Source organism: Vibrio pomeroyi (assembly GCA_041879425.1).
Taxonomy (GTDB): Bacteria; Pseudomonadota; Gammaproteobacteria; order Enterobacterales; family Vibrionaceae; genus Vibrio; species Vibrio pomeroyi_A.
In genome coordinates, this window is sequence record CP090854.1 from 1030442 (window position 1) to 1052662 (window position 22221).

General features: G+C 45.8%; 19 protein-coding genes and 7 tRNA genes. 11 read left to right on the forward strand and 15 right to left on the reverse strand.

Going from position 1 to position 22221, the window contains the following annotated elements:
• Positions 1-98 precede the first annotated feature (98 nt).
• Positions 99-398 carry a ComEA family DNA-binding protein gene (locus tag L0992_04620; protein ID XGB67978.1) on the forward strand — a complete coding sequence of 100 codons (300 nt, stop codon included), beginning with the start codon at positions 99-101 and terminating at the stop codon, positions 396-398.
• On the opposite strand, the gene rrtA is transcribed toward L0992_04620, so the two are convergent.
• Positions 389-937, reverse strand: coding sequence for a rhombosortase (gene rrtA / locus L0992_04625; protein ID XGB67979.1), 549 nt, complete (start codon positions 935-937; stop codon positions 389-391). The genes L0992_04620 and rrtA overlap by 10 nt on opposite strands.
• Before the next feature lie 9 nt (positions 938-946).
• Between rrtA and L0992_04630 the strand changes: the two genes are divergently transcribed.
• Positions 947-1546, forward strand: coding sequence for a DTW domain-containing protein (locus L0992_04630; protein ID XGB67980.1), 600 nt, complete (start codon positions 947-949; stop codon positions 1544-1546).
• A 26-nt stretch (positions 1547-1572) separates the two neighbouring features.
• On the opposite strand, the gene L0992_04635 is transcribed toward L0992_04630, so the two are convergent.
• The 3 genes from L0992_04635 to L0992_04645 form a co-directional block, all read right to left on the reverse strand.
• A complete protein-coding gene (locus tag L0992_04635; GenBank protein ID XGB67981.1) occupies positions 1573-2916 on the reverse strand; it encodes a deoxyguanosinetriphosphate triphosphohydrolase family protein in 1344 nt (447 codons plus the stop codon).
• 55 nt (positions 2917-2971) lie between these two features.
• Positions 2972-3556 carry a 5'-deoxynucleotidase gene (gene yfbR / locus L0992_04640; protein ID XGB67982.1) on the reverse strand — a complete coding sequence of 195 codons (585 nt, stop codon included), beginning with the start codon at positions 3554-3556 and terminating at the stop codon, positions 2972-2974.
• A gap of 168 nt (positions 3557-3724) precedes the next feature.
• Positions 3725-4960, reverse strand: a complete 1236-nt coding sequence (locus tag L0992_04645) for a pyridoxal phosphate-dependent aminotransferase (protein XGB67983.1) — start codon at positions 4958-4960, stop codon at positions 3725-3727.
• A gap of 296 nt (positions 4961-5256) precedes the next feature.
• Here L0992_04645 and L0992_04650 point away from each other — a divergent pair, with 296 nt between their 5' ends.
• From L0992_04650 to menE, 6 genes are all read left to right on the forward strand, one after another.
• Positions 5257-6564 carry an isochorismate synthase MenF gene (locus L0992_04650; protein XGB67984.1) on the forward strand — a complete coding sequence of 436 codons (1308 nt, stop codon included), beginning with the start codon at positions 5257-5259 and terminating at the stop codon, positions 6562-6564.
• Positions 6561-8285, forward strand: a complete 1725-nt coding sequence (gene menD / locus L0992_04655; protein ID XGB67985.1) for a 2-succinyl-5-enolpyruvyl-6-hydroxy-3-cyclohexene-1-carboxylic-acid synthase — start codon at positions 6561-6563, stop codon at positions 8283-8285. Before L0992_04650 ends, menD begins: the two co-directional genes overlap by 4 nt.
• A 9-nt stretch (positions 8286-8294) precedes the next feature.
• Entirely contained in the window at positions 8295-9095 is an 801-nt protein-coding gene (menH, locus tag L0992_04660) for a 2-succinyl-6-hydroxy-2,4-cyclohexadiene-1-carboxylate synthase (protein XGB67986.1), read from the forward strand.
• 102 nt (positions 9096-9197) lie between these two features.
• Positions 9198-10064, forward strand: coding sequence for a 1,4-dihydroxy-2-naphthoyl-CoA synthase (gene menB / locus L0992_04665; protein XGB67987.1), 867 nt, complete (start codon positions 9198-9200; stop codon positions 10062-10064).
• Positions 10065-10138: 74 nt separating this feature from the next.
• Entirely contained in the window at positions 10139-11146 is a 1008-nt protein-coding gene (gene menC / locus L0992_04670; GenBank protein ID XGB67988.1) for an o-succinylbenzoate synthase, read from the forward strand.
• Positions 11147-11198: 52 nt separating this feature from the next.
• On the forward strand, positions 11199-12629 hold the full coding sequence (menE, locus tag L0992_04675) for an o-succinylbenzoate--CoA ligase (protein XGB67989.1): 1431 nt from the start codon (positions 11199-11201) through the stop codon (positions 12627-12629).
• Positions 12630-12739: 110 nt separating this feature from the next.
• Here menE and nagE read toward each other — a convergent pair whose 3' ends face one another.
• Positions 12740-14185: an N-acetylglucosamine-specific PTS transporter subunit IIBC gene (gene nagE, locus L0992_04680; protein XGB68687.1), complete on the reverse strand. Its 1446-nt coding sequence runs from the start codon at positions 14183-14185 to the stop codon at positions 12740-12742.
• Between the two features lie 194 nt (positions 14186-14379).
• Here nagE and L0992_04685 point away from each other — a divergent pair, with 194 nt between their 5' ends.
• Positions 14380-15261, forward strand: a complete 882-nt coding sequence (locus L0992_04685) for a LysR substrate-binding domain-containing protein (GenBank protein XGB67990.1) — start codon at positions 14380-14382, stop codon at positions 15259-15261.
• 106 nt (positions 15262-15367) lie between these two features.
• Positions 15368-15532, forward strand: a complete 165-nt coding sequence (locus tag L0992_04690) for a hypothetical protein (GenBank protein ID XGB67991.1) — start codon at positions 15368-15370, stop codon at positions 15530-15532.
• Between the two features lie 106 nt (positions 15533-15638).
• On the opposite strand, the gene L0992_04695 is transcribed toward L0992_04690, so the two are convergent.
• The 3 genes from L0992_04695 to L0992_04705 all read right to left on the reverse strand — a co-directional run bounded on the left by L0992_04695 (position 15639) and on the right by L0992_04705 (position 19199).
• Entirely contained in the window at positions 15639-16559 is a 921-nt protein-coding gene (locus L0992_04695) for a putative sulfate exporter family transporter (protein XGB67992.1), read from the reverse strand.
• A 157-nt stretch (positions 16560-16716) separates the two neighbouring features.
• Positions 16717-18591 (reverse strand): MFS transporter, encoded by a 1875-nt coding sequence (locus tag L0992_04700; protein ID XGB67993.1) that lies wholly within the window; start codon positions 18589-18591, stop codon positions 16717-16719.
• Between the two features lie 17 nt (positions 18592-18608).
• Positions 18609-19199 (reverse strand): WHG domain-containing protein, encoded by a 591-nt coding sequence (locus L0992_04705; protein XGB67994.1) that lies wholly within the window; start codon positions 19197-19199, stop codon positions 18609-18611.
• A gap of 197 nt (positions 19200-19396) precedes the next feature.
• Between L0992_04705 and L0992_04710 the strand changes: the two genes are divergently transcribed.
• On the forward strand, positions 19397-20308 hold the full coding sequence (locus L0992_04710; protein ID XGB67995.1) for a TIM44-like domain-containing protein: 912 nt from the start codon (positions 19397-19399) through the stop codon (positions 20306-20308).
• 649 nt (positions 20309-20957) lie between these two features.
• Here the strand turns inward: L0992_04710 and L0992_04715 are convergent.
• The 7 genes from L0992_04715 to L0992_04745 form a co-directional block, all read right to left on the reverse strand.
• Positions 20958-21042, reverse strand: a tRNA-Tyr gene (locus L0992_04715).
• A 102-nt stretch (positions 21043-21144) separates the two neighbouring features.
• A tRNA-Tyr gene (locus L0992_04720) sits at positions 21145-21229 on the reverse strand.
• 102 nt (positions 21230-21331) lie between these two features.
• Positions 21332-21416, reverse strand: a tRNA-Tyr gene (locus L0992_04725).
• A gap of 102 nt (positions 21417-21518) precedes the next feature.
• Positions 21519-21603: transfer RNA gene (locus L0992_04730), tRNA-Tyr, on the reverse strand.
• 102 nt (positions 21604-21705) lie between these two features.
• Positions 21706-21790: transfer RNA gene (locus L0992_04735), tRNA-Tyr, on the reverse strand.
• Between the two features lie 102 nt (positions 21791-21892).
• Positions 21893-21977: transfer RNA gene (locus L0992_04740), tRNA-Tyr, on the reverse strand.
• Positions 21978-22080: 103 nt separating this feature from the next.
• Positions 22081-22165 (reverse strand) — tRNA-Tyr (locus L0992_04745).
• Between the last annotated feature and the right edge of the window lie 56 nt (positions 22166-22221).

Genomic DNA, 22221 nt, shown 5'->3' on the forward strand with positions numbered 1-22221 from the left:
CGGGTCACTTAGGTGGCCCGCTTTATTTTTGTCTGGTGATTGTGTTATCTAGCGCGGCAAATGCATAAGTTACCTTTTTTGAACAAAGGAACCGATTTATGCGCACGATATACTCAACATTACTTCTTTCATTTCTGATGCTTTTAAGCCCTGCCGTGTTTGCAGATAGCCCAACCAAGGCTGAGCTTTACGATGGCATTGAGATCACGGTAAACATCAATACAGCGACAGCAGAAGAGCTATCAGCACTATTGGTGGGTGTGGGTGACAAGAAAGCGAAAGAGATCGTCGATTACAGAGAGAAGAACGGAGAATTCTCATCCGCAGACAGCTTGGTTAACGTGAAAGGGATAGGTGAGGCTACGGTTGAGAAGAACCGTGAAAGAATTCAGCTTTGATCGGTTTTCTTATTCATTACAAATGAAGCGATAGCCATGAAGCCTCCAGCCAGTGCTCCTGCTAGGTGGGCTTCAATCGCAACGCGAGCATTGATCAGTTCGCCAGTCGTACTAGAAGGGCCGACAAACTGCTCCCACGCTATCTTAGCCATTAATCCTGATACTAACAGCCAACTCGATTTTCTGCCGTTTAACGCCTCTCTGAGTGCGAATAAACCAAACAGCCCATGTAAAGTCCCCGACAAACCCACATAAATTTGAATGCTCGACAGCAACAGCGCTAATCCCGTGACTAAACTAATCACAAGCAAAGCAACAACAAGCTGTTTTTTGCTCGGTTGAAACAGATAGCTGATGATCCACAAGCCTGCTACATTCATCACAAGGTGCGAGTAGTTGGTATGTGAAAAGTTTCCTGTTAGGATTCGCCACCATTGCCCGTCGGCAATCGCACTGTTATCCCAAACTACCCAAGCCTGCACAGGCTCTAGTTGGAATAAGACGCATAAAAGTGAAGTGAAAATTAAAACAGGGTACACATTAAATCCATGTCTCGTTATTGCCGCCAATGCAGCAAGGCTTTGAAAGCTTGTATTTGTCAGTGGGTTACGCCACTAGAATCGAATGTTGAGCTTATCATTCTTCAGCACCCATCAGAAGAGCATCGCCCGATGGGAACCGCACGTATTCTCTCGTTATCTCTAAAAAACAGCGTGACGCTTGTTGGGGAAGACTTTTCAGATAATACAAAACTGAACGAACTGCTGGCCGATGAAGATTACCAACACGTGATTTTGTACCCAAGTGAGCACTCTGTGTCTGTTGAGTCTGCAACACGCCCAAGCAAAAAAATGCGTGTGATTTTATTGGATGGTACGTGGAAGAAGGCATTCAAGATATGGCAGGTGTCGAGTAACTTGCACGAGCTGGAAACCGTTCACCTACCCAAAGATCTTAAAGGTAACTATCGTATTCGTAAGGCACCGAGTGAAAACAGCTTGTCGACGGTAGAGGCTGGGTACCACTTGCTGAGTTTGTTAGAGAGCGAGCGAGATTTCAGTCCGCTGCTAACGGCATTTGACCAAATGATTCAATTTCAAATCAATCAAATGCCGCCCGGTGTATTTGAGAAAAACTACCTAGATTAAACTGCTTTAGTCGAATGAATCAGTAACTAAAACTCGGTATGTGCTGAGAACAGTTGCTGATGCATTTTCTGCGCAAGATCATCGGTCATCGATGAGATGTAATCGGCGATAACGCGCATCTTTCTCGATTCACCGTCATGCAGTAGCCACTGCTTTTTGATCGGTAGTGGCAACAAACGTTCAGGATCGGCGCTGAATGCTTCAAACATATCCATGATGATCTGCTGACCTTTGTATTCGATCACCTGAACCTGTGGTACCTGAATCACGAACTCGCTGACAAAGTGTTTCAGCTTATCAAGCGTGGCGTCCATGCTTGGTTCAAGCACGGCATTGTAGGCAAGCAGCACATTCTCAAAATCTTCATCCACTCGCTTAATCGAGATGCTGGTCAGCAGCGCATTAACTATTCCGCCAATGGCGTCTTTACGGCGGTATTGCTCTCCAGAAAACAGCATTTCGGTAATTGAATCTAGGTGCTCGCAAATCCAAGGATCAGCCATCTCTTTCAGTTGAGGATAAGCCGATTCAACCCATTGCGCTTTGGTCACTGAACCAAGCACAATCGCATCTTCTAAATCGTGCACGCCATAAGCGATGTCATCAGCCAGCTCCATGATCGAACAGTCGAGTGACTTGTACTTGGTTTTATTGTGCTCAAGAGGTTCGGTATGTGATTTTCTTTTCTGTTTGAGAAGCTGTTGGTCGTTAGCTGAGAGTGGCTCAAGCACCCAATTGAACAGCTCTTCGTCATGATCGTAGATGCCTTTTGCTGGCATCCAATCTTTTGCTCTTAACTGGCGTTGATGCTTTACGGGTTCAGACTGTAATCTCGCTTGGACTTGGCTGAGCAAAGAAGGGTATTTAATTAGCCCGAGTAGCGTGCGTCGAGACAGGTTCATCCCGTGATGTTCAGTGTAAGGCTCTAGCTGAGTGACAATACGAAATGTTTGGGCATTGCCTTCAAAGCCGCCGTGATCGCGCATCATGTAGTTGAGTGCGACTTCGCCGCCATGCCCATAGGGCGGGTGACCAATATCGTGCGCCAAACACAAAGAATCAATCAAACTGTCTGAGGGTAACAGGTCTCGAAACTCGGGCTGCTTTTTCTTAAGCTGAGCGACAATACCGGTGCCAAGCTGCGCTGCTTCAAGTGAGTGGGTGAGGCGTGTACGGTGAAAGTCGTTCACTGTGGTGCCATGAATCTGGGTTTTAGCTTGTAGGCGACGGAAAGCAGCAGAGTGAAGCACGCGCGCACGATCTCGTTGGTACGGGCTGCGGTGATCGTCACGTCTTATTTTATGTTCATCGTCATTTCGATGTTGCCATTCTTGTTCGAGTACAAAGGGTGGTTCGAGTAGAGAATTCAAAATAGCACCTATCAAATTGATTTTATTTAGCTAATTAAAAACAACTTATACCCAGCTAGCTTATCTCGTCTAGTGATAATTCAAAGCTCGGCGCAAATGTGGTGAGAAAATAGTCCATTTCTGGGCTTTTACGCTGTTCGAGAGTCTCTTCCAGTCGGCGCTTGGCTTGCTCGTACTCATGGTTGCCCGCACTGAGCTCCTCCAAACACTTGAGGTAAGCACAGATAGTATCGGCTTGTTTTACGATGCTTTGTTCTTCTTTACTTGCTGTTCCTGAAATTAAGAAGGGGGCGAAGTCGTCTTGAAACTCTTCTGGCAGCATCGAAAGTAGTCTTTGCTCTGCTGCTGCCTCTATCTTTTTATACTCTTGGGCGATGTCTGGGTTGTAGTATTTAACCGGCGTTGGCAGATCGCCAGTAAGCACCTCACTGGTGTCATGGTACATACCGAGCAGAGCAATGTGTTCTGGGTTGAGTTTGCCATCAAACTTCTTGTTTTTGATAAGCGCCAAGGCGTGGGCAACGAAAGCAACTTGTAGGCTGTGTTCTGAAATGTTCTCGCTTGAGACTGAGCGCATCAAAGGCCAGCGCTGGATAAGCTTCATGCGTGCGAGATGGGCGAAGAAATGGCTCTGTTTCATAAGTGTCCTATCTAGAGAGTGCTCCACTCGTACCTTGTGTTTGCCACAAACTGCACGAGACAGCGGATACAAAAAAGGCTCCTAAACAGGAGCCTTTTAAGCATAGAAGTGATTGAATACAAGTTAAAGTCTTTTAAAACAGCAAATTGTAGCCACCTCTCGTAATGTTTATTTAGCGTCGACGAGATCGTCTTGGCTGTAAGTTTGCAAGAAGCGCTCTAGGCGACCAATTGCCACTTCAAGGTCTTCAATATGTGGCAAAGTCACAATACGGAAGTGGTCCGGCTTAGGCCAGTTGAAGCCAGTACCTTGAACCAATAAAACTTTCTCTTGTTTCAGGAAGTCGAGTACGAATTTCTGATCGTCTTTGATGTTGTACATCTTGGTATCGATCTTAGGGAACAGGTACATCGCGCCTTTTGGTTTCACACAAGAAACGCCAGGGATCTTGTTAATCAGCTCCCACGCACGGTCGCGTTGCTCAAGCAGCCTACCACCAGGAAGAATCAACTCATTGATACTTTGATAGCCACCTAATGCCGTTTGAATGGCGTGCTGCATTGGTACGTTGGCACACAAACGCATCGAGGCCAGCATCTCTAGTCCTTCGACATAACCTTTTGCTAGGTGTTTAGGACCAGTTAAGAACATCCAGCCACCACGGAAACCACATACACGGTAAGCCTTAGACAGACCGTTAAACGTGACCATTAATACGTCTTCAGCTAGCGTTGCGACTGACGTGTGTACTGCACCGTCGTAAAGTACTTTGTCGTAGATTTCGTCAGCGAAGATAATTAGGCCGTGTTCACGGGCAATCTCGACAACTTGCAGTAGGAAATCACGGCTGTAAACCGCACCTGTTGGGTTGTTCGGGTTGATAAGAACGATGCCGCGAGTCTTTGGAGAGATCTTCGCGCGCATGTCATCAAGGTCTGGATACCAATCGGCATCTTCATCACACATGTAGTGAACCGGAGTACCGCCAGAAAGTGCCACTGATGCTGTCCATAGTGGGTAGTCTGGAGCGGGAACTAAGATTTCATCACCATTATCCAGTAGCGCCTGCATAGACATAACGATAAGCTCAGACGCACCGTTACCGATGTAAACGTCTTCTACGTCAAGGTTACGTAGGCCTTTTTTCTGGTAGTGTTGAACAACCGCTTTACGGGCTGAGTAGATGCCTTTTGAGTCGCAGTAACCTTGAGATGTCGGTAGGTTACGGATTACGTCAACTAGGATTTCATCAGGGGCGTCAAAACCAAATGGGGCGGGGTTACCAATATTAAGCTTTAGTATTTTATGCCCTTCTTCTTCCATGCGCTTAGCATGTTTGAGTACAGGCCCCCTGATTTCGTAGCATACGCTGTTGAGTTTTGACGACATCCCGATATTTTGCATTGCCGATTTCCTGAAATTAATTTAAATACTTTATTAAAGTACCGCAAAATGGCGTTTGATAGAATAAAAATCTGATGAATGTCGCATTTCAGTGTCACGTTTGGTCTTTTTGTTGTCACGGTTTTCTAAATTTTAATTAATCGCTTTCTTGGTTATTGGCTAAAATGAATAAAGGGGTAGGATCGCTTAAAATCACAGGAATGTTGAAAAGATACAGTACATTCTTGATCTAAGTGGGTGCTCTCCTTAAAGTATCAAACTAATATAATAATAATTTAGATGTGAACGAGGTCGATTTGTCACATTTCCAGCAAACTATCTCCGCTTTGATTGAGCGAGTACAAAATGCCCAAGCAAGCGAAGTTCGTTGTGTTGAAGTTCTAACGCAAAAACCATCGTTTGCATTTATTGAATGGCTTCATGCTCAACCGCTCTTTCCTAAGTTCTACTGGCAGTCGCGTGACACTCGTGAAGAGGTTGTTGCGCTCGGGCAGTTACATACATTTTCAGATCCAGCACCCGCGTATGCGATTTTAGGTGAAGACCAACGCATCTGGGGTGGTCGTTCATTTGACGGGCACACCGCAAAGAATCGCCGCTGCATGGAATCGTTTTTCTTCCTTCCTCAGGTCGAATTGATCCGTTTTGACAACACTTGGTCGCTGGCCGTTAACTTGTCTCCTGATCGCGTTGCTTCTATTAACGCCTTAAATAAGCTTTCTGTTGAAGCGGCGATATTGGCGCCGTTATCTGCTCATATCGAAGAGATTAACCACGCTCCAGAAAGAGAACAATGGGGCAGCTTGGTAGATAAAGTTCTGAAAGGCATTAGCGATGAAGAGTACAAGAAGGTCGTTTTAGCGCGTAAAACCACGCTTCAGCTAGATGCGCCTATTTGTGCGGCTCAACTCCTTAAGGCTAGCTATCTACAAAACCACCACAGCTTTCACTTTATGTTGGTGTTGGATTCTAAACACAGCTTTATTGGTTCGACGCCAGAGCGCTTATATAGCCGTCATGGCACTGAGCTTGATACCGAAGCGCTCGCTGGAACCATTGGTCGCGGAGAAAACGCGACTGAAGACATGGAGCTAGCGAACTGGCTTTCACAAGACACCAAAAACCTCAATGAGAACCAGTATGTGGTTGATGACATCATTGAGCGTCTCACTCCCCATTCACAATCGGTACACGTAGAGAAAGAAGCGCGTCTGGTGCGTCTGCGTAAGGTGCAGCATCTTAAACGTAATATTCACGCACAGCTTAATAATGGTGTTAACGGCGTCCAGTTGCTTGCTGCATTACAACCAACTGCGGCTGTCGCAGGCTTACCACGTAAAGAAGCAATGGACTTCATTCTGGAACACGAACCGTTTGCGAGAGGGTGGTATGCAGGTTCAGTAGGATATATTAGCCATCAACGTGCGGAGTTCTGTGTGGCAATTCGAAGTGCATTGGTTGTAAACGATCAAGTACAACTGTTTGCGGGCGCGGGGATCGTGCCAGGATCGGTTGCCGAACATGAGTGGCAAGAGTTGAACAAGAAAATGTCGACTCTATTGAGCCTAATTTCAGATCACCCACCATTGGGTGTCGCATCATGAATCACGACCAAGCCGTATTAAACAGAGTTTGGTGTAACACATTACTTGAAGAGCTTGCACGCAGCGGTGTTGAACATGTTTGTATCGCGCCGGGCTCTCGCTCAACACCATTAACACTCGAAGCTGAAGCCAACCCTAAGCTAACCTTACACACGCACTTTGATGAGCGTGGGCTCGGCTTTCTTGCTTTAGGTTTAGCCAAGGCGAGCAACAAACCCGTAGCGGTGATTGTGACTTCTGGGACTGCGGTGGCTAACCTTCTGCCAGCGACCGCTGAGTCTGGGTTAACACGAGAGAAGCTGATTTTATTGACCTCAGATCGACCTATCGATCTAGTCGACTGTGGTGCTAACCAAGCGATTCTGCAACAGGGTATCTTTTCGTCCCATGTTGAAAAGGCGCTAAACCTCCCAAGCCCAACCACACAAGTTTCTTTGAATTGGCTTCTGACTTCAGTTGATAACGCACTTGCGAAGCAACGCAGTGTTGGCGGAGTCATTCACATCAACTGTCCGTTTCCAGAGCCACTTTATTCAGCCAACAGCGCTGATATGTATGCGGACTACATCAAGAGTGTGGCAGGGTGGAGAGCCTCAACAAGCCTTTATTCCAATACATATCTAGCCAATCATTTGAATGTGCAGCCTGTTGCGCTGAGTGATTATGTTGCACAAAAAGGTGCGGTGGTTATTGGCTCTATCGATAACGAAGCCGCAACCAAAGCTAAGCAGCTTGCTTCAGCTCTGGGCTGGCCTATCTTCTGTGACCCTCAATCGGGTATCAGCAGTGATTGGCAACACTATGATTTATGGATGCAAAGTGATGCAGCCAAAGCGCAGCTTAGCCAGTGTGATTTTATTCTTCAGTTTGGCGAGCGTATCGTTTCTAAGCGCCTTAACCAATGGATAAAGGCGCAAGCCGCTCTGTTTAATTCATTGCAATACGTTGTGGTTTCACCGGATTCGCACCGTATTAATCAAGACCATCTGCCTCAAACTCATATCGTCGCAAACATCGAACAATGGCTATCAGAGCAGCATTTGCCAAGCTTACTGGGTGAACATGCTGGATGGGCGATGCCTTTAGTCGAAGTGGCGAATACGGTTCAGCAGTTAGCGTTGGCGCAAATCTCTAATAACAACCAACTGACAGAGTTGAGCGTTGCCGTTGACTTGTCGTCTAGACTTAAGGGCAGAGAGCTGTTTGTGGGAAATAGCTTGATGGTAAGGCTGGTGGATATGTTGTCATCAATATCTGCGACTCAAGTGTACAGCAACCGTGGTGCGTCAGGCATTGATGGCTTGGTGGCGACGGCTGCGGGCGTGATAAAAGCCAACCAGAATCCTTTGATGATGTTGATTGGCGACACCTCTTTGTTGTATGACCTAAATTCGCTGGCGCTACTCACTCATAACACAACGCCAATGGTTATTGTGGTCACCAATAACGATGGCGGGGCAATCTTTGATTTGTTGCCGGTTCCTGAGCAACAAAAACAATCTCTATATCAGATGCCTCATGGTTTCAGTTTTGAACATGCTGCTGCGCAATTCCAGCTTGGTTATGCGGCGCCAGAAACCTTGAATTGCTATCAAACGCTCATCGAACAACATTTCGAACAAGGTCAGGGTACCTTGCTCGTAGAAGTTAAGACGCCTCCCGAACAAGCGTCTACTTTGCTGAAGCAATTCAGCTCAATGCTCACCGAGGCATTAGCCTAAGGACTTTACATGCTTTACTCCAATTATTACCCAGCAGTACAAGAATCTTCTGAAAAACCTTTGCTTGTTTTTTTACATGGTTTACTCGGAAGCGGGGATGATTGGAGTGCATGTCACCCCTTCCTCGAGGATTTTCCTCGTCTTTGCATAGATTTGCCCGGACACGGACAAAGTCGCTTTATCGACCCTGTAGGCTTTGATCATTGCTGTACCAAGATAGTTCAGTGCACCACTTATCAATTGGCAGCGAATGATCTTCCTGCCGATTATCCTATCGTGTTGATTGGGTATTCAATGGGTGGAAGGCTTGCCATGTATGGGGTAACAAGCCCTTGCTTCGAAACTCTTAACCTAGAGAAAGTCATCATCGAAGGTGGCAACTTTGGCTTGGAGTGTGATGAAGAAAGAGCACAAAGGTTAGTACATGATACGCAATGGGCCGTCCGCTTCGCGCAGCAGTCGATTGAAGATGTTTTAGACGATTGGTATCAACAAAGCGTCTTTTCTTCACTAAATCATGAGCAAAGACAAACTTTGGTCATAAAGCGTAGTGGTAACCTTGGAGTATCCGTAGCAAATATGTTGTTATCTACTTCGTTAGCTAAGCAACCGGATTTACGTGCCACATTGAAATCTCATGAGCATCAATTGCATTATGTGTGTGGTGAAAAAGATCGTAAATTCATGGAGCTAGCTGAGAATAGTGGCTTTGAATATAGTCAGGTTGATTACGCTGGTCATAATGTTCATTTCGAGCAACCAGAGTTGTTTTCAAATCTGATTATCCAATGTATCGCCAGTCGTCGCTAAACTGACTGAGCGATTCTCTCATATCAAGCACTATCAAAAGCAGAGCAACACCGTCACGACTATTCGTTAGTCGTGGTCTCTAATAGAACAATGGGAATCACCATGGCTAAAACAGTAGGCATCACAGAAGAAGAACTTTACGCAGCCGTTAACTGGCGCGATGAAAGCAGTCAATTTGAAGATATTCAGTACCACAAGTCTGACGACGGTATTGCGAAAATCACGATTGCTCGTCCTCAAGTACACAATGCGTTCCGTCCACAAACCGTAAAAGAGATGATCAATGCATTGGCTGATGCTCGTTATGACGAGAAAGTTGGCGTAATCATTTTGACGGGCCTTGGTGAGAAGGCGTTCTGTTCTGGTGGTGACCAAAGTATCCGTGGTGATTACGGCGGCTACCAAGATGATTCAGGTACACACCACTTGAACGTGCTTGATTTCCAACGTCAAATTCGTACTTGTCCAAAACCAGTTATCGCAGCGGTATCTGGCTGGGCTGTAGGTGGCGGTCATGTTCTTCATATGATGGCGGACCTTACTATTGCTGCTGAAAACGCACAATTTGGTCAGACTGGCCCTAAAGTGGGTTCATTCGATGGCGGCTGGGGTGCTTCTTACATGGCTCGTATCGTTGGTCAGAAGAAAGCGCGTGAAATCTGGTTCCTATGTCGTTTCTACGATGCTCAAGAAGCATTGGATATGGGTTTGGTGAACACGGTTGTTCCTGTTGCTGACCTAGAGAAAGAAACCGTTCGTTGGTGTCGTGAAGTGCTGCAGCACAGCCCAATGGCTCTACGTTGCTTGAAAGCCGCTCTTAATGCTGACTGTGATGGTCAAGCGGGTCTGCAAGAGCTAGCAGGTAACGCAACTATGATGTTCTACATGACAGAGGAAGGCCAAGAAGGCCGCAATGCGTTTAACGAGAAACGTCGACCTGATTTCGACAAATTCCCGCGTAACCCATAGCATTATCCTCTTAAAAATGAGTCGCTAAATAGCGGCTCGTTTTGTTTTGATGTTCCCGTTTTTTAGGAAATCTTATGAATTCAATGAATTCCCAGCGTCACGCTAAACTCTACCGTTATCAATTACCTATGGATAGCGGTGTAGTGCTGCGTGACAATAAGCTGAACGAGCGCGTTGGTTATATCATCCACCTTGAGTGTGATGGTAAGAATGGTTTTGGTGAAGTTGCGCCTTTGCCAGGCTTTAGCCAAGAAGATGCTGAGCAAGCCGGCATTCAGTTGCAAAACGAGCTAGAGCTTTGGAGCCACAACAAACCTCACACCTCATTCGATGAGCTATATCCGTCAGTGGCGTTTGGCTTTTCAATGGCATTGATGGAGCTGCGAGGTGAACTTAACGCGGAAGGTAACTACCGAGCTGCACCTTTATGTACCGGTGACCCTGATGAACTTATTCCTGTGCTTAATGAGATGGAAGGTGAGAAGGTCGCTAAAGTAAAAGTTGGTCTTTATGAAGCGATCCGTGATGGCATGCTGGTGAGCTTATTCCTTGAATCGATTCCTGATTTAACCCTAAGACTTGATGCTAACCGCGCGTGGAAGCCTGAAAAAGCGAAGCAGTTCATCAAGTACATCTCGCCGTCACTGCGTCAGCGTATTAGCTTCATTGAAGAGCCTTGCCAAAAGCCAGAAGACAGCTTGGCATTTGCCATCGACCACGGCGTTGCGATTGCGTGGGATGAAACCCTGCAAGAAGCGGTAAGAAGCCCTGAGTTTGATCTCAGCGATCTGACTGGTGTTAAAGCGGTTGTGATTAAACCAACCTTGATTGGCTCGGTAGAGCGCTGTGTGGCAATCATTGAACGCGCACAGCAACTTGGTATTAAGCCAGTATTAAGCTCAAGCATCGAGTCGAGCCTTGGCTTAACTCAGATTGCGCGATTGGCACAGCAATACTTACCTAATGAAGTTCCGGGATTGGATACGATTGGCTTGTATCAACAACAGCTAGAAGTACCATGGCCGGGTTGCCAACTTCCCGTTGCTACTCTTGAACAGCAGCAACTGATTTGGTCTTCTTAGGCTGACTGTTCGGTTGGCTTAGTCAGTTTTCGATCTCTAACTTGGTTATCTTATGATGCGCCCACAATCTAATCATCACCCGCTCTGGGTACAGTGGGCGCAGCAAAACCCACATCAAACTGCGTTAGTCACTCCTAATCGTGCTTACACTTGGCTGCAAGTTTCAGCGTTAGTGAGTGATTACCAACAACGGCTATCTGCTCAGGGCCTCTCTGAAGGGGATGTGCTGACCATTGTTGGTAAAAACCAAGCTGAAGTGATCCCCGTTTATCTTGCGGCACTTAATCTAGGTGTGGTTTGTGCGTTTACTATGCCTCAGCCTACTGCTCGATTAATGCAAAAGCTTGAATCGCTGTATAGTCCATCGGATAGACGTTATCTATGGTTGTTAGAAAATGGCGGCTTAGACCTGTCTGATGTTGCAGACCTCAATACCCAGTTGCTTACCTTACCTTGTTTGAATGATCTAGATGGTAATGACAAGCTAATAGCAACGTCAGAACCTTCTAGTTTTAATCCTCAAAACCTTGCAAGCATCGTATTTACTTCCGGCTCTACAGGAAACCCGAAAGCGGTGGCTCATACACTTGATCAACACCTATGTTCTGCCGTTGGATTGTTGGATGAATTTCAATTTAAAGCTACGAATACTTGGCTGCTTAGTTTGCCAATGTACCATGTGTCAGGGTTGGCAATTGTTCATCGTTGGCTAGCTGCTGGTGGCTCTATCAAAATAGGCTCTGGTAAGCTTGAATCAGACATCGAAGGTTGCAGCCATGCTTCTTTGGTCGCCACTCAGCTGCATAGGTTATTAAAGGGTAAGCAAGTACTTACTTTGACCCATGTGTTGTTGGGTGGGAGCCATATTCCAGAAGCGCTAGGGCTTAAAGCTCAGCAAATGGGGATTGAGACTTGGCTTGGTTATGGCATGACGGAAGCTGCCTCAACGGTGACAGCAAAGCCTGTTGATGCGAGCAGCACTGCCGGTTTTGTGCTGAATCATCGCCAATTGAAAATAGAAAACCAACGTATCTATATTGGAGGCAATACCCTCGCTTCTGGCTACTACTATCAGGGCGCTTTAACCCCATTAGTGGATGAGAATGGCTGGTTTGATAGTAAAGATCTTGGTCAATGGAATGGCGAGCAAGTGTCGATTATTGGCAGAGCCGACAACCAGTTTATTTCTGGCGGTGAGAATATTCATTGTGAAGAAATTGAGCGTGCACTCAATCAGCTGCCGGAAGTTAAGCAAGCTTTTATCGTACCCGTTGAAGACAGCGAATTTGGTTTTAGGCCAGTTGCTATTGTGGACTGTGATCAAGTGTCAACCAAAGAGTGGTTTGCAGAGCAGCTACAAGGAAGCCTAGAGCGATTTAAGTTTCCTATTGAGTACTACCGCATGCCAGAACAAGACCAACAGGGTATTAAGGTATCTAGAGCGGGATTAGCACAGTGGTTACAAGAGGTTCGTTCTAAATAAAACGAAGCGCAATACACGGTGACTAGTCGTAATTGCGCTTCAGGGGGTTGTGATGGTGGTGAAGCCATCACAAATTCTTAGTACTTTATCTTGTCATTAAAGGTGCCGTGTTAAGCGAGTGCCTTCTTCATTTGATCTGCGACCTTATCCACTTTCCCTAAGCCAATGATAACTTGCAGTCCACCTTTGCCTACAGGAACCACACCTGCAGCACCTAGCTTTTTCAGTTTGTCACTGTCAGCGATAGATGAGTCTTTTACCGTTAGACGCAGGCGAGTAATGCAGTTATCAACTTCAAGGATATTGTCCGCACCGCCAATCGCTTCGATGTAGTTGTTAGTTAGGTTAACTAACCCTTCAGGAGATGCAGTCTCGCTTTCTGTTTCCATCTCTTCACCACGACCTGGAGTACGTAGGTTGAACTTGATGATAGCGAAGCGAAAGATGCCGTAGTAAAGCGCGAAGAACACAACACCTTGAACTAATAGCATGTACCAGTTCACCGCGAGAGGGTTTTGGCTAGACAATACTAGGTCAACAAAACCTGCTGAGAATCCGAAGCCTGCCATCCACTCCATGCTTGCCGCAATGTAAAGTGATAGACCCGTTAACACAGCGTGCAGTAGGAACAGTACCGGAGCAAGGAACATGAAGCTGAACTCTAGCGGCTCTGTGATACCAGTGAAGAACGAAGCCATTGCCGCTGCAAGCATGATTGCGAATACTTGGTTTTTGTTTTTCGCATCAGAGCAGTGGTACATCGCCAGTGCTGCCGCTGGTAAGCCAAACATCATGATTGGGAAGAAACCCGCTTGGTACATACCTGTTTTACCAGGAATACCAGTACCGTTAGCAATAGATTGAGCGCCACCTAGGAAGTTTGGAATGTCGTTTATACCTACAACATCGAACCAGAACACAGGGTAAAGAGCGTGGTGCATACCTACAGATAGGAACAAGCGGTTGAAGAAACCAAACAGACCGGCACCCAATGCGCCCATGCTCTCTAGTTTAATACCCAGAACGATCAGAGCGTCGTAAACAGCTGGCCAGATGTAAAGTAGAGCAAAAGAGAGAGCCATACCTGCGATTGAGGTCAGGATTGGAACCAAACGCTTACCGCTGAAGAACGCTAAAGCTTGAGGAAGTTCAACGGTTGAGTAGCGATTGTAGATTTCAGCTGAGATGATACCAACGATGATGCCCACAAACTGGTTACTGATTTTGTCAAAAGCGGCGGGTACTTCATTTAACTCGACATCCATTAGCTGAGCCACAGAGCCCGGTGCAAGTAGCGTGGTAACGACAAGAAACATCACAAAGCCAGATAGCGCAGCAGAGCCGTTTTTGTCTCGGCTCAAGCCAAATGCGACACCTACTGCGAATAGAACCGCCATGTTGTCGATGATCGCACCGCCGGATTTGATCAAGAATGCGGCTAGAACATTTTCTGAACCCCACCCAACAGGATCCAACCAGTAGCCTATCCCCATAAGGATTGCTGCAGCTGGCAGTGTGGCGACTGGAACCATCAATGCCTTGCCTACTTTTTGCATATACCCGAGTATATTCATACGTGCCCCTAAATTTTGAAATTAATTTTTTTAATGTTCCCGCATGTCAAGACTTGGAACCAAATATTGATCAATGCAGTATTTTAAGTAACTGCGGCTATTAGAAACTTATTTCTTAATGCAAACAAACGAAACGGGTAGTACTATGAATTAAAATTTTTAATGCATGAGTGCTTATGGCCAACCATCAGTCTTTACTTAGAAATCTTCATACCTTTAATGTCGCCGCTGAGAAAATGAGCTTCACGCTGGCTGCGAAAAAACTGCATTTGACACAAGGCGCGGTGAGTCATCGAATCAAGGTGTTAGAGGGTGAACTTGGTTTCAGCTTGTTTGTTCGAGGCACTCGTAAACTGGAGTTAACGGAAGAAGGTCAGCGTTTCCAACGAACCTTGTCCAAGTCGTTGAGCTCGATTTTTGGTGAGATTGAAGACATTACCAATACCGATCTCTATGGGCAGATCAATATCGGCACCAGCCCAGCGTTTGCTAATAGTTGGTTACTGCCAAGGTTGGCTGATTTTAAGCAGAGGTATCCGAAGTTCAATATCAATTTGTTTGCTCATGAGGAGCAGCAGGATTTCCACATTAATGATATTGAAGTTGCTATCTACTTCGACTCAGAGCATCACACAAATGTGTATCGAAAGCGGTTGTTTGGCGAGAAATATATCCCGATATGTTCACCTAAATACGCGAAGCAACATAATATTTATGAGGATGGGTTAGAGTCTCTAAAGCGTATCAACTTCATTCATGCTTTGGGATCAGATGCTTGGCAACGTTGGGTCAATTATATGGATCTGGACGTTGATATTTTCAAACAATTTTACTGTGTGAGTCACCGAGAAATGGGTTTCTTAGGAGCAACTCATGACCTAGGCGTCGCGATGGGGCGCTATCATTTTGTTAAGCAGTACATAGAGACAGGCGAGCTGATTACGCCTTATCCGAGCATGGAGACAGACAAAGGGTATGACCTTATTTGTCCATTAGGCACTGAAAAGCGACCTAAAGTCAGAACCTTTATTAAGTGGTTAGAAGGGCAGTTGAACTAGGTTAGTTAATTTAGCAATTAGATAGTTCAAAACAGAATTTATTATCTTTATAACCATCCATCATAATAAGCCATATAAATAACGGATTATAGAATAAGGTCTTATTATGAAAATTGCGCTCATCATTGCGGTATTACTGCAGATAGGCCAAGCGATAACATCGTCAGGGCTGACACGCTCGTTAGCTGAGCTCACCGCGTTCGTGTTAGTTGTGGTATTGGTTTTGATGAAAAGAGAGAGCAAGAAGAGTGATAAGCCCCTGTTTGAATAGTATTTTGGTCAATATAGATGACAAACGATAAAGGCAAAGCCCATACGAGCTTTGCCTTTTTGTTTTGTTGTTCGCCATTTTTACGAGCGGCTAAGTTTTAGGTAGATTAAGCGAGGGTTAACCAAGCTAACGAACCTGTAGAAATCATCACCCACATCGAAGTACCAAACATCAATGGCTTTGGTCCGGCGGCTTTCAGTTTCTCTACAGAGATGCCGCAACCAATCAAGAACAGACACACAACCAACGCACGCTTAGACACATCAAAGATCCCCTGATACACCATCTCAAACTGTGGCAATAAGTCACTCACCGCGATAGCCGCACAATAGAAGAAAATGAAGTAGGGAACGGTAATCTTCTTTTGATCGCTCTTGAAGATCATTGCGCTGACCAAAGCAATTGGGATGATCCAAAGTGCACGTGCGAGTTTAAGTGTTGTCGCGGTAGTTAGTGCTTCCTCACCATAAGCAGAAGCTGCACCAACAACCGAAGAGGTATCGTGAATCGCGATTGCCGCCCAGGTACCGAAAGTCTGTTGGCTTAATTCAAGCGCATGGCCAATCATCGGGAATAAGAACAGCGCCACTGAGTTCAGTACGAATACGGTAGCCAGCGCCAAACCAATCTGTTCATCTTCTGCTTTGATGGCTGGAGCTACAGCTGCGATGGCGCTACCACCACAAATAGCGGTGCCAGAAGAGATAAGATAGCCCGTGGTGCGATCTAGCCCCATGCGTTTCGCTAAGAACCAGCCAATCACTAGCGTGCCGATGATGGTTGTGATGATCAAGCCAATACCGTCGCCTGTTACTGCTAATGCTTTCTCAAATTGAATACCAAAACCTAAGCCGACAATCGAGTAGGCCAGAAGTTTTTTAGTCAATTTGCCAACCTCTATGTTCTCAGGCACCAAGCCTAAGCTCGCAAGCAGAAAGCCGATAACCAGTGCAGTAGGGGAGCTTACCCATGGGGTTAAGCAAAATAGAGCAGCAAGATAAAACGGAATGGACTTATTCATTTTCATTATATTGTTTTTGTCGTTTCTGGTTATGGCAGCATAGCGAAGACTATACGCTTAACTTAATGATAAGTAAGTCTAAATGAATTGAACAAACGTTAAGAAAAACTAAACGTTTGTTCATGGCTATGAATTTGGCGTAACAAAGCGTGAGTTTAACGAGCTATCGTAGCGATCCACGGAGCTCAGCAACTGATTGACGAAGCGTCTCGCACGTCGCTTCCTTCGGTGGAATGGGCTCACCAGCTTCAATCTCTAGCTTAGTCCAGAAACGGCTTGGTAGCCCTTTGCATGCTCGTCCTTTGAAGCGGCTAAAGTAGCTGCCCCAAAGGCCTTTAAGTGCCATTGGAATCACTGGGACAGGAGAGCGTCTAATAATCAGCTCCATGCCACGCATGAACTCTGCCACTTCACCATCAGAGGTGAGTTTACCTTCAGGGAAGATACACACGATGTGACCTTCATGAAGCGCTTGTTCCACTTCTTTGAAAGCGTTACGAATAGAGCCACGATTGGTCGCGGAGATTGGAATAACCCCAGCTCTTTTCAAGAAGCGTCGAATCGGCGGTAACTTGGTGTAATCTTCTTCCATCACAAAGCGAATCAAACGTGGGCAAACCGCACTCAGCAACAATGCATCCATATAACTCACATGATTACAGACGATTAGCGCGCCGCCTTTCTCAGGCAAGTGATGCAGGTTCTTATGTTTCACGCGATACATGGTGTGAGTCACCACCCAAGTGAAAAAGCGGAACGCATAGATAGGCACCTGATAAAACAGGTACAGCATCACCAAAGTGTTACCCGCCGCCAACAATACAAACAGCTGTGGAATGGAAAGCTCGAGTACACTTAGGCAAACGATGCCTAGTACCGCACTTCCCACCATGAACAGTGAGTTGTAGATGTTGAGTCCGGCAATCACTTGCGCTCGTTCGTCTGGCTTGGCTCGTAACTGCATCAAGGAGTACAGAGGAACAATAAAGATACCGCCAGATATCCCAAGAAGTAGCAAGCAAGCAAACAGTGGCCAAAGTTCTGAGTGGGTGACGAATTGGTGGAACGAGCCGAAATCGGGCAGCGATTCAGGAATCGATATCGCCATCAATAGGCCAAATACTGAAATCCCCAAGCTGCCCATCGGCACTATGCCAATTTCAATTCGGTGATTGGATAACTTGTCACACGCTAAAGAACCGATGGCAATGCCTATCGAGAACAGGGCCAATAAAAAGGCGACCGAACTCTCAGTGCCATTTAGGTGCAGCTTAGTGAAGTTAGGGAATTGAGTGAGGTAAGCCGCGCCAAGGAACCAGAACCAGCTGATAGACATCAGCGCTTGGAAGGTTGGGCGGTCTTTTTTGGCAATCGCAAGTGTTGCTCGGGTTAACTTTACTGGCTGCCACTTCACTTTCAAATCAGGGGCGTTACTTGGCGCTTCAGGGATAAAGCAGCTTGATACGTAACCAAGAACCGCGAATGACACGATGCACACCGCAGCAATAAGCTTAGCGCCTTCTTCTGAAGCAATAATGCCAGCACCAAGAGTACCAATCAGAATCGCTAGGAATGTACCGGTCTCAACCAGAGCATTGCCAGAAACGAGCTCTTTTGTCTTTAGTTGTTGTGGAAGTAGGGCGTATTTCACTGGGCCAAAGAAGGCACTTTGTGTCCCCATCAGAAACAGCAGTAACAGCAATATTCCGTAGCTTTCATAGATAAATCCGATCGCACCCAGTGACATGATCACCACTTCAAGGAGCTTAACTTTTCGGATAAACCCAGATTTTTCGTATTTATCAGCCAGTACACCGGCCAAAGCAGAAAATAGGAAGAAGGGCAGAATAAACAGGCCTGCAGCCAAATTTATGAATAAATTACTGGAGATAGGCAGCGTGTCTACGCTTGCGAAAGCAACAAACAGTAACAGAACATTTTTGAAGATGTTGTCATTAAAGGCTCCCAGAAATTGGGTAATAAAGTAGGGTAGGAACCTTTTTTGCGTTAACAGCGAAGATTGGCTGCTGTTGTTCATTCTCTTTCCTTGGATGCTTACCAGTTGGTTAGGTAGTTTGAGACTAGGTTATTGATCAGTTCTTTACCATCGATAGGCTCAGAAGCAAAAAACTTATCATCAACGCTAAGTAGAGTAATTCCATGTACTCCAGACCATAATACACGGCTGGCTTTAACGACTTCGCTTTCTGTATGTTCAGGAGCAATAGCCACCAGAAGCTGCTCAAGCATACCGGTCATTTTATCGATACGGTTCGATTGCCATTCAGGAAGGTTTTCACCGTTCATGTTGTGCTCAAAAATAAGCTGCCAACGGTGAGGGTGTTTCTGTGCAAAGTCATGGTAGCAGTAAGCAAGGTTGAATAGAGCTTGTTGAGGATTGCTCGATTGTTCAACTGCGGCTGCTGATTCAGACGCCAGTTCATCTAATGTTTGAGCAACAACGTGCAATAGCAGTAGGTTGTAGTTGCCGAATACATTCACCAATGTACTAGGAACGTAACCAATCATATTGGCAATTTTACGTAGACTTAACTCGTGATAAGAGTGCTGGTCTAAAAAGTTTGTCACTGTCTTTAAAGTCAGCTGAACTAATTGTTCTCGAGTGTGATCGTTTCTGCGTGCCATGATTAGTTTCTAGTAAATGAACATCGTTCAATATTTTAATGCCCTCCCCGATAGCCGTCAATCCTTCCGCTAATTAAGTAACCAATTAATAGCCGCAATATTATGATACATGTGTAAACACCGTGAATATTTCATTGTTCTTTGTTAACGAGTATGATTAAGGTGTCGAAAGATAAAGAAACCTATAAAGGATAATAATGAAACGATTTTTCTCACTAGTCGCGATCCTGTTGGTAACAGTCGCGGTGACGCCAATCGCGGAAGCGAAAAAGTTTGGTGGTGGTAAGTCATTTGGCAAAAGCTTTAAAACGGCTCCAGCACCAAAACAACAAAATACGAATTCGATCCGTCAAGATCAAACGGGTAAGAACACAGCGGCTAACTCTAGCAAGAAAGGCCTCATGGGCGGTCTGCTAGGTGGTCTACTTGCTGGTGGTCTATTAGCGGCGTTCTTTGGTGGCGCATTTGAAGGTATCCAGTTCATGGATATTCTGATTATGGGTCTGATCGCTTTCCTAGCGTTTAAATTCCTACGCGGAATGTTGGGTGCTAAGCAGGGCTCTATGAATCAGCAGAATGCACGTGGTCAACAGCCAGCATTCGGCGGCATGGGTCAGAACAAGTTTGAACAGCCAAAGCAGCAACAGCCAAACGTTCATAACTTCGAGCAAGCACAACCTCAATCACAAGGTACTGCTGGTGGTTTCGGTTTTGGTGCACAAAGCGATGTTCCACATAACTACCCACCAGGCTTTGATCAAGCGGCCTTCATCAATGGCTCTCGTGAGCACTACCGTACACTGCAAGGTGCATGGAACCACAACGAGTTAAACACGATTGAAGAGTACGTGTCTCCAAGCCTGTTTGAAGACCTAAAAGCTGAGCGTAACAAGCTAGATGGTGATCAGCACACAGACGTAATGTACGTTGATGCTGAAATCGTTCGTGCTGACCACGATGGTAGCAAAGCACAACTAAGCCTACAGTTTAGTGGTCGTTACCGTGATACAGCGGATGGCATCGAAGAAGATATCATTGATATCTGGCACTTAGAGCGCGATCTAACTACTGACAATGCGCCTTGGCTAATTGTTGGTATTCAAGGTTAATCTCGATAGTTAACCAAAAATGAGTTAACGAGATATTACTTTGATTATTGAAGCCCCTGCGGAGAAATCTGTAGGGGCTTTTTTGTGTCCGGTTGTTTGGAACTGTAAATTTTAAGAAGGGCGTTTACCTTCGGCTTACAGAAGATGCGGTTCTGTCGATATTCGCGTTGGTAGAAAACGGTATCATCACGACAATTATTTAGAGTGATACTTTGCGCTAATGGTGAGTTAGGCTGAACGCAAGTTACTCATTCTATTTAGATATTCAATAGGGGTATTTAACTAAGATAGGGGTGTTAATCGTGACTACTGAGTTTTTCGAGCCGATACTAGAGCCTGAAATACCACTACAGCAGAAACAACAAATAGCGGGTGAGTGTGAGGAGCATGTATCTACAAACTGCTTAGGTTGCGCTGCTTACTTGGTATGTGAACGCCACATGGAAGTCTGGAGAGACTGAGCACTCAGTGATCTTTAAGAGATTCAATCTTGTTGTGAGATCTACGGATAGATGTTTGAAGTGTTGAACTTAGACAGAAGTGCTTTCAAGCTTAGCCTTAATAGGGCAGAGCTTACCAATAAAGCGTTCAGAAACGAAAAAAGCCAACTCAATGAGTTGGCTTTTCGATTTTCCGATTAAGGAGAATATGGTGGAGGGAGACGGATTCGAACCATCGAAGGCAGTGCCGGCAGATTTACAGTCTGCTCCCTTTGGCCACTCGGGAACCCCTCCAGGGTGTGTCTTACTCTTCACAAAGTAAGCCTAAATTGATGTTTTCCCATAAGCCCATCAATCAGGTTGTTCTCTAAACTCTCGAAAGAGGTAAGAAGAATATGGTGGAGGGAGACGGATTCGAACCATCGAAGGCAGTGCCGGCAGATTTACAGTCTGCTCCCTTTGGCCACTCGGGAACCCCTCCAGGGTGTGTCTTACTCTTCACAAAGTAAGCCTAAATTGATGTTTTCCCATAAGCCCATCAACTAGGTTGTTCTCTTAACTCTCGAAAGAGGTAAGAAGAATATGGTGGAGGGAGACGGATTCGAACCATCGAAGGCAGTGCCGGCAGATTTACAGTCTGCTCCCTTTGGCCACTCGGGAACCCCTCCAGGGTGTGTCTTACTCTTCACAAAGTAAGCCTAAATTGATGTTTTCCCATAAGCCCATCAACTAGGTTGTTCTCTTAACTCTCGAAAGAGGTAAGAAGAATATGGTGGAGGGAGACGGATTCGAACCATCGAAGGCAGTGCCGGCAGATTTACAGTCTGCTCCCTTTGGCCACTCGGGAACCCCTCCAGGGTGTGTCTTACTCTTCACAAAGTAAGCCTAAATTGATGTTTTCCCATAAGCCCATCAACTAGGTTGTTCTCTTAACTCTCGAAAGAGGTAAGAAGAATATGGTGGAGGGAGACGGATTCGAACCATCGAAGGCAGTGCCGGCAGATTTACAGTCTGCTCCCTTTGGCCACTCGGGAACCCCTCCAGGGTGTGTCTTACTCTTCACAAAGTAAGCCTAAATTGATGTTTTCCCATAAGCCCATCAATCAGGTTGTTCTCTTAACTCTTAAAAGAGGTAAGAAGAATATGGTGGAGGGAGACGGATTCGAACCATCGAAGGCAGTGCCGGCAGATTTACAGTCTGCTCCCTTTGGCCACTCGGGAACCCCTCCAGGGTGTGTCTTACTCTTCACAAAGTAAGCCTAAATTGATGTTTTCCCATAAGCCCATCAATCAGGTTGTTCTCTTAACTCTTAAAAGAGGTAAGAAGAAATATGGTGGAGGGAGACGGATTCGAACCATCGAAGGCGGAGCCGGCAGATTTACAGTCTGCTCCCTTTGGCCACTCGGGAACCCCTCCAGGGTGTTTTTTCCTAACTCATAATGGATAGGCTAAAGAGATGTTTTTCCCAACGC

Bases quoted from the DNA above. Each gene is read 5' to 3' on its own strand.
- nagE (XGB68687.1), bottom strand. From the start codon at position 14,185: ATGCAAAAAGTAGGCAAGGCATTGATGGTTCCAGTCGCCACACTGCCA.
- menE (XGB67989.1), top strand. From the start codon at position 11,199: ATGATGCGCCCACAATCTAATCATCACCCGCTCTGGGTACAGTGGGCG.
- menH (XGB67986.1), top strand. From the start codon at position 8,295: ATGCTTTACTCCAATTATTACCCAGCAGTACAAGAATCTTCTGAAAAA.
- L0992_04705 (XGB67994.1), bottom strand. From the start codon at position 19,199: ATGGCACGCAGAAACGATCACACTCGAGAACAATTAGTTCAGCTGACT.
- L0992_04620 (XGB67978.1), top strand. From the start codon at position 99: ATGCGCACGATATACTCAACATTACTTCTTTCATTTCTGATGCTTTTA.
- L0992_04630 (XGB67980.1), top strand. From the start codon at position 947: ATGTCTCGTTATTGCCGCCAATGCAGCAAGGCTTTGAAAGCTTGTATT.
- L0992_04685 (XGB67990.1), top strand. From the start codon at position 14,380: ATGGCCAACCATCAGTCTTTACTTAGAAATCTTCATACCTTTAATGTC.
- menD (XGB67985.1), top strand. From the start codon at position 6,561: ATGAATCACGACCAAGCCGTATTAAACAGAGTTTGGTGTAACACATTA.
- menC (XGB67988.1), top strand. From the start codon at position 10,139: ATGAATTCAATGAATTCCCAGCGTCACGCTAAACTCTACCGTTATCAA.
- L0992_04695 (XGB67992.1), bottom strand. From the start codon at position 16,559: ATGAAAATGAATAAGTCCATTCCGTTTTATCTTGCTGCTCTATTTTGC.
- yfbR (XGB67982.1), bottom strand. From the start codon at position 3,556: ATGAAACAGAGCCATTTCTTCGCCCATCTCGCACGCATGAAGCTTATC.
- L0992_04700 (XGB67993.1), bottom strand. From the start codon at position 18,591: ATGAACAACAGCAGCCAATCTTCGCTGTTAACGCAAAAAAGGTTCCTA.
- L0992_04645 (XGB67983.1), bottom strand. From the start codon at position 4,960: ATGCAAAATATCGGGATGTCGTCAAAACTCAACAGCGTATGCTACGAA.
- menB (XGB67987.1), top strand. From the start codon at position 9,198: ATGGCTAAAACAGTAGGCATCACAGAAGAAGAACTTTACGCAGCCGTT.
- L0992_04710 (XGB67995.1), top strand. From the start codon at position 19,397: ATGAAACGATTTTTCTCACTAGTCGCGATCCTGTTGGTAACAGTCGCG.
- L0992_04690 (XGB67991.1), top strand. From the start codon at position 15,368: ATGAAAATTGCGCTCATCATTGCGGTATTACTGCAGATAGGCCAAGCG.